Annotated in this window: 9 protein-coding genes; 6 read left to right on the forward strand and 3 right to left on the reverse strand. The window is 64.1% G+C overall.

All coding sequences use genetic code 11. The features are described 5' to 3' along the window. Positions 1-51 precede the first annotated feature (51 nt). Positions 52-1752: an alpha-amylase family protein gene (locus tag AB7M16_RS17915; protein ID WP_453944681.1), complete on the forward strand. Its 1701-nt coding sequence runs from the start codon at positions 52-54 to the stop codon at positions 1750-1752. Positions 1753-1926: 174 nt separating this feature from the next. On the opposite strand, the gene AB7M16_RS17920 is transcribed toward AB7M16_RS17915, so the two are convergent. Then, positions 1927-3525, reverse strand: coding sequence for an alpha-amylase family glycosyl hydrolase (locus tag AB7M16_RS17920; RefSeq protein WP_453944682.1), 1599 nt, complete (start codon positions 3523-3525; stop codon positions 1927-1929). A 161-nt stretch (positions 3526-3686) separates the two neighbouring features. Here AB7M16_RS17920 and AB7M16_RS17925 point away from each other — a divergent pair, with 161 nt between their 5' ends. Next, on the forward strand, positions 3687-4367 hold the full coding sequence (locus tag AB7M16_RS17925) for an MBL fold metallo-hydrolase (protein WP_172787922.1): 681 nt from the start codon (positions 3687-3689) through the stop codon (positions 4365-4367). Positions 4368-4559: 192 nt separating this feature from the next. On the opposite strand, the gene AB7M16_RS17930 is transcribed toward AB7M16_RS17925, so the two are convergent. Beyond that, on the reverse strand, positions 4560-5759 hold the full coding sequence (locus AB7M16_RS17930; RefSeq protein ID WP_453944683.1) for an extracellular catalytic domain type 1 short-chain-length polyhydroxyalkanoate depolymerase: 1200 nt from the start codon (positions 5757-5759) through the stop codon (positions 4560-4562). Positions 5760-6396: 637 nt separating this feature from the next. Here AB7M16_RS17930 and AB7M16_RS17935 point away from each other — a divergent pair. Continuing rightward, on the forward strand, positions 6397-7632 hold the full coding sequence (locus AB7M16_RS17935) for an LLM class flavin-dependent oxidoreductase (protein ID WP_172787925.1): 1236 nt from the start codon (positions 6397-6399) through the stop codon (positions 7630-7632). Positions 7633-7953: 321 nt separating this feature from the next. After that, on the forward strand, positions 7954-9330 hold the full coding sequence (locus tag AB7M16_RS17940) for a cytochrome P450 (RefSeq protein WP_172787926.1): 1377 nt from the start codon (positions 7954-7956) through the stop codon (positions 9328-9330). A 226-nt stretch (positions 9331-9556) separates the two neighbouring features. Here AB7M16_RS17940 and AB7M16_RS17945 read toward each other — a convergent pair whose 3' ends face one another. Further along, positions 9557-10396 carry an SDR family NAD(P)-dependent oxidoreductase gene (locus AB7M16_RS17945; RefSeq protein ID WP_453944684.1) on the reverse strand — a complete coding sequence of 280 codons (840 nt, stop codon included), beginning with the start codon at positions 10394-10396 and terminating at the stop codon, positions 9557-9559. Between the two features lie 176 nt (positions 10397-10572). Here AB7M16_RS17945 and AB7M16_RS17950 point away from each other — a divergent pair, with 176 nt between their 5' ends. Both AB7M16_RS17950 and AB7M16_RS17955 read left to right on the forward strand, forming a co-directional pair. Then, positions 10573-11538 carry a sensor histidine kinase gene (locus tag AB7M16_RS17950; RefSeq protein ID WP_172787928.1) on the forward strand — a complete coding sequence of 322 codons (966 nt, stop codon included), beginning with the start codon at positions 10573-10575 and terminating at the stop codon, positions 11536-11538. 439 nt (positions 11539-11977) lie between these two features. After that, positions 11978-13714 (forward strand): putative bifunctional diguanylate cyclase/phosphodiesterase, encoded by a 1737-nt coding sequence (locus tag AB7M16_RS17955; RefSeq protein WP_453944685.1) that lies wholly within the window; start codon positions 11978-11980, stop codon positions 13712-13714. Positions 13715-13735 lie beyond the last annotated feature (21 nt).

Raw genomic sequence — 13735 nt, forward strand, 5'->3', positions numbered from 1 at the left:
TTATCACGCAGCCGCCCACCCGGGCGGAACCACCCACCGAGCGGCTCGCGCATGATCGACGATCTCTGGTACAAGAACGGCGTGATCTATTGCCTGTCCGTCGGCTCCTATATGGACGCCAACGGCGACGGCGTCGGCGATTTCAAGGGGCTGTTGCGGCGGCTTGATTATCTGCACGGGCTCGGCATCACCACGATCTGGCTGATGCCGTTCCAGACCTCGCCGGGTCGGGACGACGGCTACGACGTCGCCGACTATTACAGCGTCGATCCTCGCTACGGCACGCTCGGCGATTTCGTCGAGTTCACCCATGGCTGCAAGCAGCGCGGCATCCGCGTCATCATCGACCTCGTCGTCAACCACACCTCGGACCAGCACCGCTGGTTCAAGGAAGCGCGGCGCGATAAGGCTTCGCCCTATCGCGACTGGTACGTCTGGTCGGACAAGAAGCCGGCCGGTGCCAACAAGGGCATGGTGTTTCCCGGCGTGCAGAAATCGACCTGGACGCGCGACAAGGAATCGGGCGCGTATTACTTCCATCGCTTCTACGATTTCCAGCCGGATCTCAACACCTCGAACCCGCATGTGCAGGCCGAGATCCTGAAGATCATGGGCTTCTGGATCCAGCTCGGCGTCTCCGGCTTCCGCATGGACGCCGTGCCCTTCATCATCGCCACCAAAGGCGCGAAGGTGAAAAAGCCGGTCGAGCAATACGACATGCTGCGCGCCTTCCGCGAATTCCTGCAATGGCGGCAGGGCGACGCCATCATTCTCGCCGAAGCCAACGTGCTGCCGAAGACGGACATGAAGTATTTCGGGCGCGACGGCGATCGCATGCACATGATGTTCAACTTCCACGTCAACCAGCACCTGTTCTATGCGCTGGCATCCGCCGATACGCGCCCCCTGGCGAAGGCGCTGAAAGCAACAAAACCGCGGCCGGCGACGGCGCAATGGGGCCTGTTCCTGCGCAATCACGACGAGCTCGATCTGGGGCGCCTGACCAAGGTGCAGCGGGACACCGTTTTCAAATCCTTCGGACCCGACAAGGACATGCAGCTCTACGACCGCGGCATCCGCCGGCGGCTCGCGCCGATGCTGGGCGGCGACCGCAGGCGGCTCGAGCTCGCCTACAGCCTGATGTGCACGCTGCCGGGGACGCCCGTGATCCGCTACGGCGACGAGATCGCGATGGGCGACGATCTCTCATTGCCCGAGCGCAATTGCGCGCGCACGCCGATGCAATGGTCGACCGAGCCGCATGGCGGCTTCACCAAGAGCGACAAGCCTGCACGTCCCGTCATCGACGAGGGCCCTTACGGCTTTCCGCACGTCAATGTCGCAAAACAGCGGCGCGATCCGAACTCCATGCTGAACTGGACCGAGCGCATCATCCGCATGCGGAAGGAAGTGCCTGAGGTCGGCTGGGGCGATTTCACCGTCATTCCCGTGCGCGATCCCGCGGTGTTCATCATGCGCTACGATTGGCGCAACAATTCAGTGCTGTTCGTGCACAATCTCGACGAGAAGCCGCGCGAGGTCGCGTTCTCGACAGGGCTGTCAGGCGAGACCGGCGCGCACCTGATCAATCTGCTCGCGGAGGACCACAGCCACGCCGACAAGCGCGGCCAGCATCGCATCGTGCTGGAGCCATACGGCTACCGCTGGTATCGCGTCGGCGGGCTGGACTATCTGTTGAAGCGGAGCGATATCGACGACGACGCCGTGGGCGGGAAGAAGCATCCGGGGTAGCTCTATATGTCGGGTCTGCCCGGCCGATTCAACGATCGTCATTGCGAGGAGCTCTTGCGACGAAGCAATCCAGTCTGCTTCCGCGGAGACAGACTGGATTGCTTCGCTGCGCTCGCAATGACGGGGAGATAGCGGTGGCCACCTTCTCCGCCGTTCTCCCAGCGAAAGCGACGCCTACGGCGACGCCACCACCACGCCCTCATTGCCGCGCAGGTTCAGCACGCCTTCGATCTCCTCACCTTCGCGATCCAGGAACGTCGACAGCAGGATGCTGCTGCCGAAACGGATCGCGCTGGTGGTCACCGCGACCGGATCGGGGCCGAGATTGAGCGCCACGATCACAGCCTTGCTGCCGGCCTCGCGGCGGTAGATCAGGAGATCGCCTTGCGCGGCGATCGGATGATAGTCGCCTGCAATCAGCGGGGGACAGCTCTTCCGCAAGCCGATCAGGCGCTTGTAGAGGTTGAGGATGGAGCGCGCATCGGATTCGAGATTGGCGACATTCTCGCGGATGTGGTCCTCCGGCAGCGGTAGCCACGGCCTTGCTTGCGAAAAGCCGGCGAAGTTCGAGGAATCCCATTGCATCGGCGTGCGGCAGCCGTCGCGTCCGACACCGATGCCGGGCACGTTCTTCTCGAAGGGATCGCGCACGTCCTCCGGCGCGATCGCGAGCTGGTGCATGCCGATCTCGTCACCGTAGTAAAGCGTCGGCGTGCCGCGCAGCGTCAGCAGCAGCATGGCGGCAACGCGGGCCTGCTCGGGCCCGACGCGGCTCGCGACGCGCGGGCGATCGTGGTTGCCGAGCACCCAGTTCGGCCAGGCACCGCGCGGCAGCGCCTTCTCGTAATCCTCGATGATCTTTTCGATCGAGCGGGCGCTCCAGAAGGTCGAGAGCAGCGCGAAATTGAACGGCATCTGCGCGCCGGTGAGATCGTTGCCGTAATAGGCCATGAGCCGGTGCAGCGGCAGATAGATCTCGCCGATCAGGACGCGCGCGCCATAGGAATCGGTGACACGCCGCATCTCGGCGATGACATCGTGCACCTCCGATTGGTCGGTGGAATATTGCGTCAGGATCCTCTCGTTCGGCGGCCGGCCCTCGACATAATGCGGGTTGGGCGGATTGTCGCGGAATTCGACGTCCTTGATCAAATGCCAGATCACGTCGACGCGAAAGCCGTCGACACCCCGGTCCAGCCAGAACCGCATCACGTCGTAGATCGCGGCGCGGACGTCCGGATTGCGCCAGTTGAGATCCGGCTGCTGGGCGAGGAAGGCGTGGTAATAATATTGGCCCGTGGTCTCGTCGAACTGCCAGGCACTGCCGCCGAACTCGGACAGCCAATTGTTCGGCACGCCGCCGCCTTCTGCCGGATCGCGCCAGATGTACCAATCGCGCTTGGGATTGTCGCGCGAGGACCGGCTCTCGACGAACCATGGGTGCTGGTCGGAGGTGTGGTTCGGCACGAGGTCGAGGATCAGCTTCAGGCCATTGTCATGGGCGGCCGCGAGCAACGCGTCGAAATCCGCCATCGTGCCGAACAGCGGCTCGATGCCGACATAGTCCGAGATGTCGTAGCCGAAATCCGCCATCGGCGAGGGAAAGATCGGCGACAGCCAGATCGCGTCGACGCCGAGCGACTTGACATAAGGCAGCCGCTGCAGGATGCCGGCGAGATCGCCGACGCCGTCGCCGTTCGAGTCCTGAAACGAGCGCGGATAGATCTGATAGAAGATGCCGTCGCGCCACCAATTCTCGTTGTCGTGAGCCATGCCGAAGACCACCCAAATCCGCCGCCTTGCGCGGGAGAACGCGACAGCAACGCCCCGGTTCAAATTGGCAGGCCAATTGGGACGGCCGTGTGACGGTTGTTCCCCGGCGCGGGCACGAATCTTTTGCTTGGCGGCCCGGCAAAAATCGGCATTGTGAGGCCATGACCGAGCAAAACGACACCCAAGAATCCCGGCAAGCCAAGGCGGGCGCGATCATCGTTCCCGTGACGCTGTTCGAGCAGAACTGCACCATCATCTGGGACGAGCCTTCCAAGAAGGCCGTGGTGATCGATCCCGGCGGCGACGTGCCGAAGATTCTGGATGCGATCAAGCAGACCGGCGTCACCGTGGAGAAGATCTGGCTGACCCATGGCCATATCGATCACGTCGGCGGCGCAGCCGAGCTGCGCGATGCGCTGAAGGTGCCGATCGAGGGTCCGCATGTCGCGGACAAGTTCCTGCTCGACAACGTCGTGGCGAGCGGCGCGCGCTTCGGCATGACCGGAGGACGCGATTTCACGCCCGACCGCTGGCTCGACGAGGGCGAGCGCGTGTCGATCGGCGACCTGCACTTCGACATCCTGCATTGCCCCGGCCACTCGCCGGGCAGCGTGGTGTTCTTCAACAAGGATCTGCGCTTTGCCCATGTCGGCGACGTGCTGTTCGCCGGCTCGGTCGGGCGCACCGACCTGCCCGGCGGCAGTCACGCCACGCTGATCGACTCGATCAAGACGAAATTGCTGCCGCTCGGCGACGACGTCGGCTTCATCTGCGGCCACGGCGCCGGCTCGAGCATCGGCCAGGAGCGGATGACCAATCCGTTCATCACCGGCGAGATGTGAGGCGCTACAAACTCCGCTGTCATCCCGGACAAGCGCAAGCGCAGATCCGGGATCCATAACCACAGGGAGATGTGGTTACGGGACTCGGAGTTACCTCTTCGTGCCCAACTTTGTCCTGTGGCTATGGGTCCCGGATCTGCGTGCGCTTGAGGCGCGCTTGTCCGGGACGACGGCTGAATGTGTGTCGACCAACTACTTCATCAATCCCGCGGCCGTCAGCGCGCGGGTGATGATCTGGCCGATGTCGAAGCCGCGCGCCATTTCGCGCTGCGGCTCGGCCGGCTCTGCGGCAACCGCGGTGCGGATCGAGCGGGCGAGATGCGGCGCAGGCGAGAGCGCCGGTTTCGCGGCAGGCTTCGTAGCGGACTTCATGGCAGGCTTGGCCTCCGCCTTCTTCGTGGCGGCGTCCGGAATCCAGCCGGTGAGGCCGAAGAACTTAGCGATGTGATAGGACGATGAGATGCCGGCCTCGATCAGGAAGGCGCCTTCGATGCCGTAGCGCTGATCGTTGTCGGCCAGCCCAAGCGGCGTGCCGTGCGCCATGTCGGTGATGGCAAAGGACTCGACCAGCGTCTCGCCGTCCTTGTCCCACCAGGCCTGGCGCGGATAGCCGTCGACATTGGTCTCCGCCATCGGCACTTCGGGCAGACCGTGCAGGTCGAGCCACTGCTTGACGATCTCGTTGGCATTGCCGGGATTGACGGTGCGGTCGGCGCTGCCGTGCCACACCGAAACCCTCGGCCATGGCCCGCGATGATCGGAGGCGCTGCGCACGAGATCGCCGAGCTCGCGCCCTGGACGCACCGGAGAATGAAACATGCCGTCGAGCGCCTCGCGCAGATTGGAGGCGATGCCGTAAGGCAGCCCGGCAATGATCGCGCCCGCGGTAAAGACTTCCGGATAGGTCGCGAGCATCACCGAGGTCATGCCGCCGCCGGCCGACAGGCCGGTGATGAAGACGCGCCTGGGATCGATGCGATGCGCCTTCACCATGTGCGCGATCATCGCGCGGATCGAACGCGGCTCGCCGCTGTCCCGCGCGATGTCCTCCGGATTGAACCAGTTGAAGCAGGTGTTGGCGTTGTTGATGCGCTGCTGCTCGGGCATCAGCAGCGCAAAGCCGTAATGCTGCGCGAGAGTCGACCAGCCCGCGCCGAGATCGTAACCGGCCGCCGTCTGCCCGCAGCCATGCAGCACGACGACGAGCGCGCGCGGCCGCTGCAATTGCGCCGGCACGAACGCGAACATGCGCAAGGCGCCGGGATTGTCGCCGAAGCCAGTGACCTCCTGCAGCGGGCTGAATCCACCTGCACCGCGGCCGGGCTCGGCGAAGCGCAGTCCGTCCAGCCTGGGCAGACGTCTCAAGAGATCGATATTTCTGGCTAACGACACGGCAATGTCCTGGTGAGCGACGTTCAACGTCCAGCCCAACCAGATAGTTGCTGCGTTGCAAAATAAAAAGACCGTGCGCTGTCGATCTCGGTGAAATTCGCGGAAGACCGCAGGATTCCGCAGGTATTAACAGCAATGCCCCGACTTCTTGCAGCGGCGCGGCGCTTCCGCGCCGGAAATGCGGCGCGGGGTCACGATTAATGTCACAAACAGCGCGAGCGAGACGAGAAAGGCTACGCGTGCTGATTGCGGCCATTCCGGCCGCATTTCGTCGTGCCATAGCTGAAGACGATCATCGTGGGCGCCAGCGCGTGCGCCTCTTCATTCGATCGCAGATCGCTTCGCCTCTCCGCGAGTCCGATATCGCTTGAGCGACGCCCTCTCGACACGTCATTGCGAGCGCAGCGAAGCAATCCAGAGTCTTGCCGCGGAGATACTCTGGATTGCTTCGCTGCGCTCGCAATGACGGCGTGGCACCATCGTGACACTGAATTACATCAGCCCCCGCTGAGGCTCCCCTCCTCGCTTCGGCGCATGCCTGCATTCCACCACGCGGGACATCGCGTGATTGCGTTCGTGCGGTCAGGCACGTAGCCTGACACGACCAACAAACAGAAAATTCAGCCGGAGAGAACACATGGCGCGCCTGAAGTTCGGAGCCTTTCTTGCCCCGCATCACCCGATCGGGGAGCATCCGATGCTGCAGTTCCGGCGCGATCTCGACCTCGTCGAGCAGCTGGATGCGCTCGGCTATGACGAGTTCTGGTGCGGCGAGCATCATTCCTCGGGCTGGGAGATGATCGCCTCGCCCGAGATGTTCCTGGCCGCGGCCGGCGAGCGCACCAAGCGGATCAAGCTCGGCACCGGCGTGGTGTCGCTGCCCTATCACCATCCCTTCAACGTTGCCCAGCGCATGGTGCAGCTCGATCACATGACCGGCGGCCGCGCCATTTTCGGCTCCGGACCGGGCGCGCTCGCCTCCGATGCGCACACGCTCGGCATCGATCCGATGACGCAGCGCGACCGCCAGGACGAGGCGATCGGCGTGATCCGCCGCCTCTTCAACGGCGAGCGCGTCACCGCCAGGAGCGACTGGTTCACCATGAACGACGCCGCGCTGCAGATCCTGCCCTTGCAGGAGGAGATGCCGTTCGTGGTGGCCTCGCAGATCTCGCCCTCCGGCATGACGCTGGCCGGCAAATACGGCATCGGCATCATCTCGCTGGGTTCGATGACGACGCAGGGCCTGATGTCGCTGCAGCAGCAATGGCAGTTCGCCGAGGATGCCGCCAAGAAGCACGGCACCAAGGTCGACCGCGCCGACTGGCGCGTGCTCTTGACCTGGCACATCGCGGAGACGCGTGAACAAGCCCGACGCGAGGCCGGCGCGGGCCTGATGCGCTGGCACAACGAGTATAATGTCGGCACGCTGCAGCGGCCGGGCCTCACCGCGTTCTCCTCGCCCGACGAGGCCGTCGACAAGACCGCCTTCGTCGAGGGCGCGGCGTCCACCATCGGCACGCCCGACGATCTCGTCAAAACCATCAAGAACGTGATGCAGGTCTCCGGCGGCGTCGGCGCCATCATCGGCTTCGTGCACGACTGGGCCAATCCGGAAAACACACGCCGGAGCTGGGACATGGTGGCGCGCTACGTCGTGCCCGAGATCAACGGCTACATCGACGGGCTGCGCAGGTCGCAGAAATTCGTGATCGAGAACCGTGCGATCTTCGAGCGCGCGGGTCAGGCCGTGATGGCCAAGATCATGGAGAACGAGAAGGCCGCCGAGGCACTGAAGGTCACCGGCCCCGGCCGCGTCGCCATTCCCGCCGTCAACGCGCCAGATCTGCAGAAGGAAGCGGCGAAGCGGTAGGGCAAGGCTCAGCTCATACAGAACTTCTTGGCGGCGCCTGAGCGAGCGCCTCGTCCTTCGAGACGACCGCTTTCAGCGGTCTCCTCAGGATGAGGCTAGGCGGCATCGGAATCCGTTGAAACTGCTGCCGCGCACTCCGTCCTCATCCTGAGGGCCCGCCGAAGGCGGGCGTCTCGAAGGATGGCCGCAGGGAGGCTCTCAAGCGCCGTTGCCCTCGCTGCGACGCCGATGGCGGCTGACGACATTGTGCATGAGACGATCGGCGCGCTGGCCTACCTCGATATGCTATGCTCGCGGAGCCAGCCAATCGGAGCAATCGTCATGTCGATGCAGAATTTGGCCGCCCCTGCGCTTCCGTTCACTCCGCCGCGGCGCAACGAGCTGACCCACATTCCCGGCGACGAAGGCTGGCCGATCATCGGCAAGACCTTTCAGGTGCTCGCCGATCCCAAGGGCCACATCGAAGCGAACGGCGCCAAGTACGGCCTGGTCTACCGCACGCATTTTTTCGGCGAGACCAATGTCGTGCTGCTCGGGCCCGAGGCCAACGAGCTCGTGCTGTTCGACCAGCAGAAGCTGTTCTCCTCGACCCATGGCTGGGACAAGGTGCTGGGGCTGTTGTTTCCGCGCGGATTGATGCTGCTGGATTTCGAGGAGCATCGCCTGCATCGCAAGGCGCTCTCGGTCGCCTTCAAATCCGGGCCGATGAAGTCCTATCTCGGAGATCTCGACCGCGGCATTTCCGCGCGCGTCGCGCAATGGAAGGCCAAGCCGGGCGAGATGCAGCTTTATCCGGCGATGAAGCAGCTCACGCTCGATCTCGCCGCGGCCTCGTTCCTCGGCGCCGATATCGGGCCCGAGGTCGACGAGATCAACCGCGCCTTCATCGACATGGTCGCCGCCGCCGTCACCCCGATCCGCCGGCCCCTGCCCGGCACCCAGATGGCGCGAGGGGTGAAGGGACGCAAGCGCATCATCGCCTATTTCCGCGAGCAGATTCCGCTGCGACGCGGCAATCACGGCGGCGACGATTTGTTCTCGCAGCTCTGCCGCGCCACCCATGAGGACGGCGCGCTGCTGTCGGACCAGGACATCATCGACCATATGAGCTTCCTGATGATGGCCGCGCACGACACGCTGACCTCGTCGCTGACCTCCTTCATCGGCGAGCTCGCCGCCAATCCGGACTGGCAGGACCGGCTGCGCGCGGAGGTGCTCGCGCTCGGTCTCGTCTCCGGCGCGCCGACCAGCTTCGACGATCTGGAAAAGATGCCGCTGACCGAGATGGCGTTCAAGGAAGCGCTGCGGATCAAGCCGCCGGTGCCGTCGATGCCGCGCCGCGCGATGCGCGATTTCAGCTTCAAGGGTTTTGCGATCCCCGCCGGTACGGCGGTCGGCATCAACCCGCTTTATACGCACCACATGAAGGAGATCTGGCCGGAGCCGGACCGTTTCGATCCCCTGCGCTTCACCGAGGACGCGCAGCGCGGCCGCCACCGCTTCGCCTTCGTGCCGTTCGGCGGCGGCGCGCATATGTGCCTCGGCCTGCACTTCGCCTACATGCAGGCGAAGTGTTTCGCGCGGCATTTCCTGGAGAACATCGAGGTGTCGCTCGCGCCAGGCTACAAGCCGGACTGGCAGATGTGGCCGATCCCGAAGCCGCGGGACGGGCTGCGGGTGCGAGTGAGGGCGGTTTAGCGTCACCACCGTCATTGCGAGCGAAGCGAAGCAATCCAGACTGTCTCCCCGGAAACAGTCTGGATTGCTTCGTCGCAAGGGCTCCTCGCAATGACGGAAGCCTAGTCTCGTAGGATGGGCAAAGCGAAGTGTGCCCACCACGCCTCGCCGGGTTCAAACATCGACGGTGGGCACGGCGCGCGAAGAGCGCGCCTTTGCCCACCCTACGGCACCGTCGGTGGGGCTTCTACGCCCCTTGGTCGAACGCCTTGCGCAGGGCCACATAGCCCTGCTGCTGTTGGCTCCAATTGCGGCCGCCGGTCATGGCGCCGTCGACGACGAGGTCGTGGCCGTTGATGAAGCTGGATTCGTCGCCGGCCAGGAACACTGCGGCCTGCGCGATGTCGTCGGGCAGGCCGGCCCGCGGGATCGGCTGCGCGGTCTTGTAGACCTCGCGCATCACTGCCGGCGTCTTCTCGGCGGCATTGGTCGAGAGCCCCAGCGCCTTGCCGAAGATGCCGGTCGCGATCGCACCGGGCGAGATCGCGTTGACGCGGACGTTGGATTCGCCGAGCTCCATCGCCACGCATTTGGTGAGGTGGATCACCGCCGCCTTGGCCGCACTATAGACCATCGACGACGAGAAGCCGGCGAGGCGGCCGGCAATGCTGCCATTGTTGATGATGCTGCCCGCGCCCTGCTTCTTCATGTAGGGCGCGGCGTGCTTCATGCCGAGCATGACGCTGCGCACCAGCGTCGCCATGGCCGCATCGAACCGCTCGACCTCGAGGCCCTCGATGCCGCCGGTCTGTGCCGGCCCGCCGGCATTGCTGAACAGGCAATCGATCCTGCCGAACTTGTCCACCGCGAGCGCGATCAGCGCCTGCATCTGCGCTTCGACGGTGACGTCGGTCTGACGGAAGATGCAACTCTCCCCGAGTTGCTTCGCCAACGCCTCGCCTTCCGGCACGCGCCGACCCGCGATCACAATTTTGGCACCTTCGGCAACGAAGACTTCCGCAGTGCGCAATCCGATGCCGCTCGTCGCTCCCGTAATCACCGCAACCTTGCCGTCCAGCCTGCCCATGGAATGTTCCTGTTTTCGAGCGATTTGATGCCAAATGGCGAATGCCGGCCGCCGTCGCCGCAGCGGTCACTATCCCTGCCCGCTTCCGACAAGGCAAGCTATGCTTGGACGAGCGGCATGCGTAACATCCTCGTGGGCCGCTCGATCGTCGTACGCCCATCGCAACCGGGCAGCGCATGAAGAAGCTGATCGACGAGTTCCGCAAGGGCTGGCAGGGTACGGCGCCGCCTTCGCTCGGTCTGAGCATCGGCTTTGCGGTGGTCTGCCTGTTGGGTGCAACCCTGGTCCGCTGGGGCCTCGCTCAGGTTCGTCCCGACATCTATTTCACGCCCTACTTCCCGGCCGTGTTCTTTGCTGCGGCCCTGGGCGGCTTCCGGATCGGCATCGTGACGGCGCTCGTCGGCGGCGTGCTCGGCGTCGTCCTCAATTTCGGCGATGCTTTTGCCGATCGCGCGCGGTTTGCCCTGCTGGCGCTTTACTGGGCCGTGTGCGCGATGACCATCTGGGGTGTCGAGCATTATCGCACCATGCTGGCCGAGCAGCGCCGAATTTCCAAACGCCTGATCGAGGAAGAAGATTATCGCAAGCTGCTGGTCGAGGAGCTCCAGCACCGGCTGAAGAACAAGCTGTCCACGGTGCATGCCGTGCTGCACCAGGTGCTGCACGACCAGCCGCAGGTCTGGGCCCGGGTCGATCCGCGGCTGCGCTCGCTGGCCGCAACCGACGATTTGATCTCGCGGATCGACAAGGCCGGCTGCGACATCCGTGACCTCCTGATCTCCGAGCTCGGGCCTTACGGCCATGTCCGCTTCACGCTCAACGGCGAGCGGCTGTTCCTGCCGCCGAAGCTCGCCGTCACGCTGTCATTGATGTTTCACGAGCTAGCCACCAATGCGGGCAAGTACGGCGCATTCTCCGCACCGCGCGGTCTGTTGCAGGTGTCATGGACCATCATCGACGACCGCCTGACCGTCACCTGGGACGAAACCGAAGGACCGAGCGTGGACAAGGTGTCGGAGCCCGGCTTCGGCACCAAGCTCTTGAAATCGGCACTCTCGGCTTTCGACGGCAGGACCGAGATCTCGTATCTGAAAACCGGTCTGCATTGCATCATGCAGTGTCGAATTCCACGAAGCGAATAGAACATCGCGACATGAAAGGTGTAATCCTTCCCCCCGCTTGCGCGGTGGCGCAATCGCGTGCGGCATTTGCGCGACCTGAGCAAGCGCCTCATCCTTCGAGACGACCGCTTCGCGGTCTCCTCAGGATGAGGCTAAGCGGCCTCGGTGTTCGCTGAAACTGGCGCAGCGCACTCCGCTCCTCATCCTGAGGGTCCGCCGACGGCCGGCGTCTCGAAGGATGGCCGCAGGCGAAATCGCACCCACGCGCGTACCTCGCGCTGTTTTGCTGAGCGCGTTGACGCTCTGTTAATGACGATCGTCGGCGCGCGTCGGATCGTCGCAAGTTTTCTCCAAAACACCCCCGTATTTCTCCCGACCCCTTAACCAAACTTAAGAGGGAACCGCGGAAGATCGCGCCCATTGCTAAAGGCGCGCTCAAACAACAAGATTCATGACTTCTATGAACGACAATCGATATTCCGGCGCGACTGAAGCCGAGCTCGGTTTTCTCAAGGAAATCGTTAGAATGCTGCCGGCCGGCCTCACCGTGCAGGACGCGAATGGCGAACTGCTGCTGGTCAACGATGCCGCCGCCGCGCAGCTCGGCCTGGATGGCAGCCGTCCTTCACCCGATCTGACGCCGCGCCGCGAAGCCTGCCGGCAGGCCCTGAGCGCCGGCCAGCCGGTCGTGACCGAGGAAGCGCTTCACGCCGGCGCCGCGCGAAAGGTGCTGCTCACGACTCATCGTCCGGTTCGTCTCGACGGACGCGAGCTCCTGATCTCGGCATCCTCCGACATCACCGAGCAGAAGAACTTCGAGGACCAGCTGTTCCGCTCGGCCTATTTCGACGAGCTGACCGGGCTGCCCTCGCGGCGCGTGATCGAGCACCGCGCCAATGCCCTGCTCGCGCGCGACCGCGGCGACGAACGCTTTGCGCTGGCCTTTCTCGACGTCGACAATTTCAAGCACATCAACGACTATTACGGCCACGCCGTAGGCGACGCGCTGCTGGTCGAGCTGTCGAAGCGGCTCGGACGTGACTTGCGCGATTCCGACATGCTCTCGCGCATCTCCGGCGACGAATTCCTGCTGCTGCTGTCACCGATCCAGGGACAGGAGGAAGTCGCCGAATTCATGCAATCGACGCTGGAGCGGCTGACCGCGCCGTTCTTCATCGACCATTCGGAAGTGTTCGCCTCGACCTCGGTCGGCATCAGCCTCTATCCCGACCATGGCAGCAGCTTCGAGACGCTGCGGCAGAACGCGGACATCGCGATGTACCGCATCAAGAACAACGGCAAGGGACTGGCCGCTTTCTTCGATGCCAGCATGGAGCGCGAGGCGCAGGCGCGGATGAAGGTCGAGCAGTCGCTGCGGCTCGCGATCCTGGAAAAGCGCTTCTGCTGCGCCTTCCAGTCCAAGGTCGACATCCGCACGCAGGCGGTGAAGGGCATCGAGGCCTTGGTGCGCCTGCGTGACGACGAAGGCGTGATCCAGGCACCCGGCTCGTTCATCAATCTTGCCGGCGAGCTCGGCCTGATCGACGAGCTGACCCATCTCGTGCTCGCCGAGATCGTCAAGTCGATCGACCTGATCAACGACACGTTCGGCCCGGAAGCGACCATCAGCATCAACATGGCCGCCAAGCAGGCCGGCAATCCCGAGTTCATGCGCAGCTTTGCGCAGGCGCTGGACGAGACCGGCTTCCCGCAGCGGTTCATGATCGAGGTGACGGAAGACGCCTTCGTCGCCAAGAATCACTTCCAGGCCGAGATCCTGCCGATGTTCCGCAAGCTCGGCGTCGGCATCTCGATCGACGATTTCGGCACCGGCTATTCCTCGCTCTCGGCGCTGGCCGACATCACCGCCGACGAGATCAAGATCGACCGCTCCTTCATCACGGACATCCATAAGCGTCCGCGCAGCCAGGGCATCCTGCGCGCGATCGAATCCTTGAGCGAGGCGCTCGGCATGACGGTGATCGCCGAAGGCCTCGAATCCTACGAGGAGCTGGCCTATCTGCAGGCCGCCACCAAGATCCGCTACGCGCAGGGCTATTACTTCTCGCGGCCGATCTTCCTGGAGGAGCTGAAGCTCGCAACGCCCTCCTCGAGCGAGGCGCGGGTCAGCGTGGCAAGCCGCCCGGCGCAACAGAACCGCCAGGGCTATTCACGGGCGAGCGGGTATCGGCGGTAGGGGCAGCGCAACACATCCCGC

The sequence above is a fragment of the Bradyrhizobium sp. USDA 372 genome, assembly GCF_053629095.1.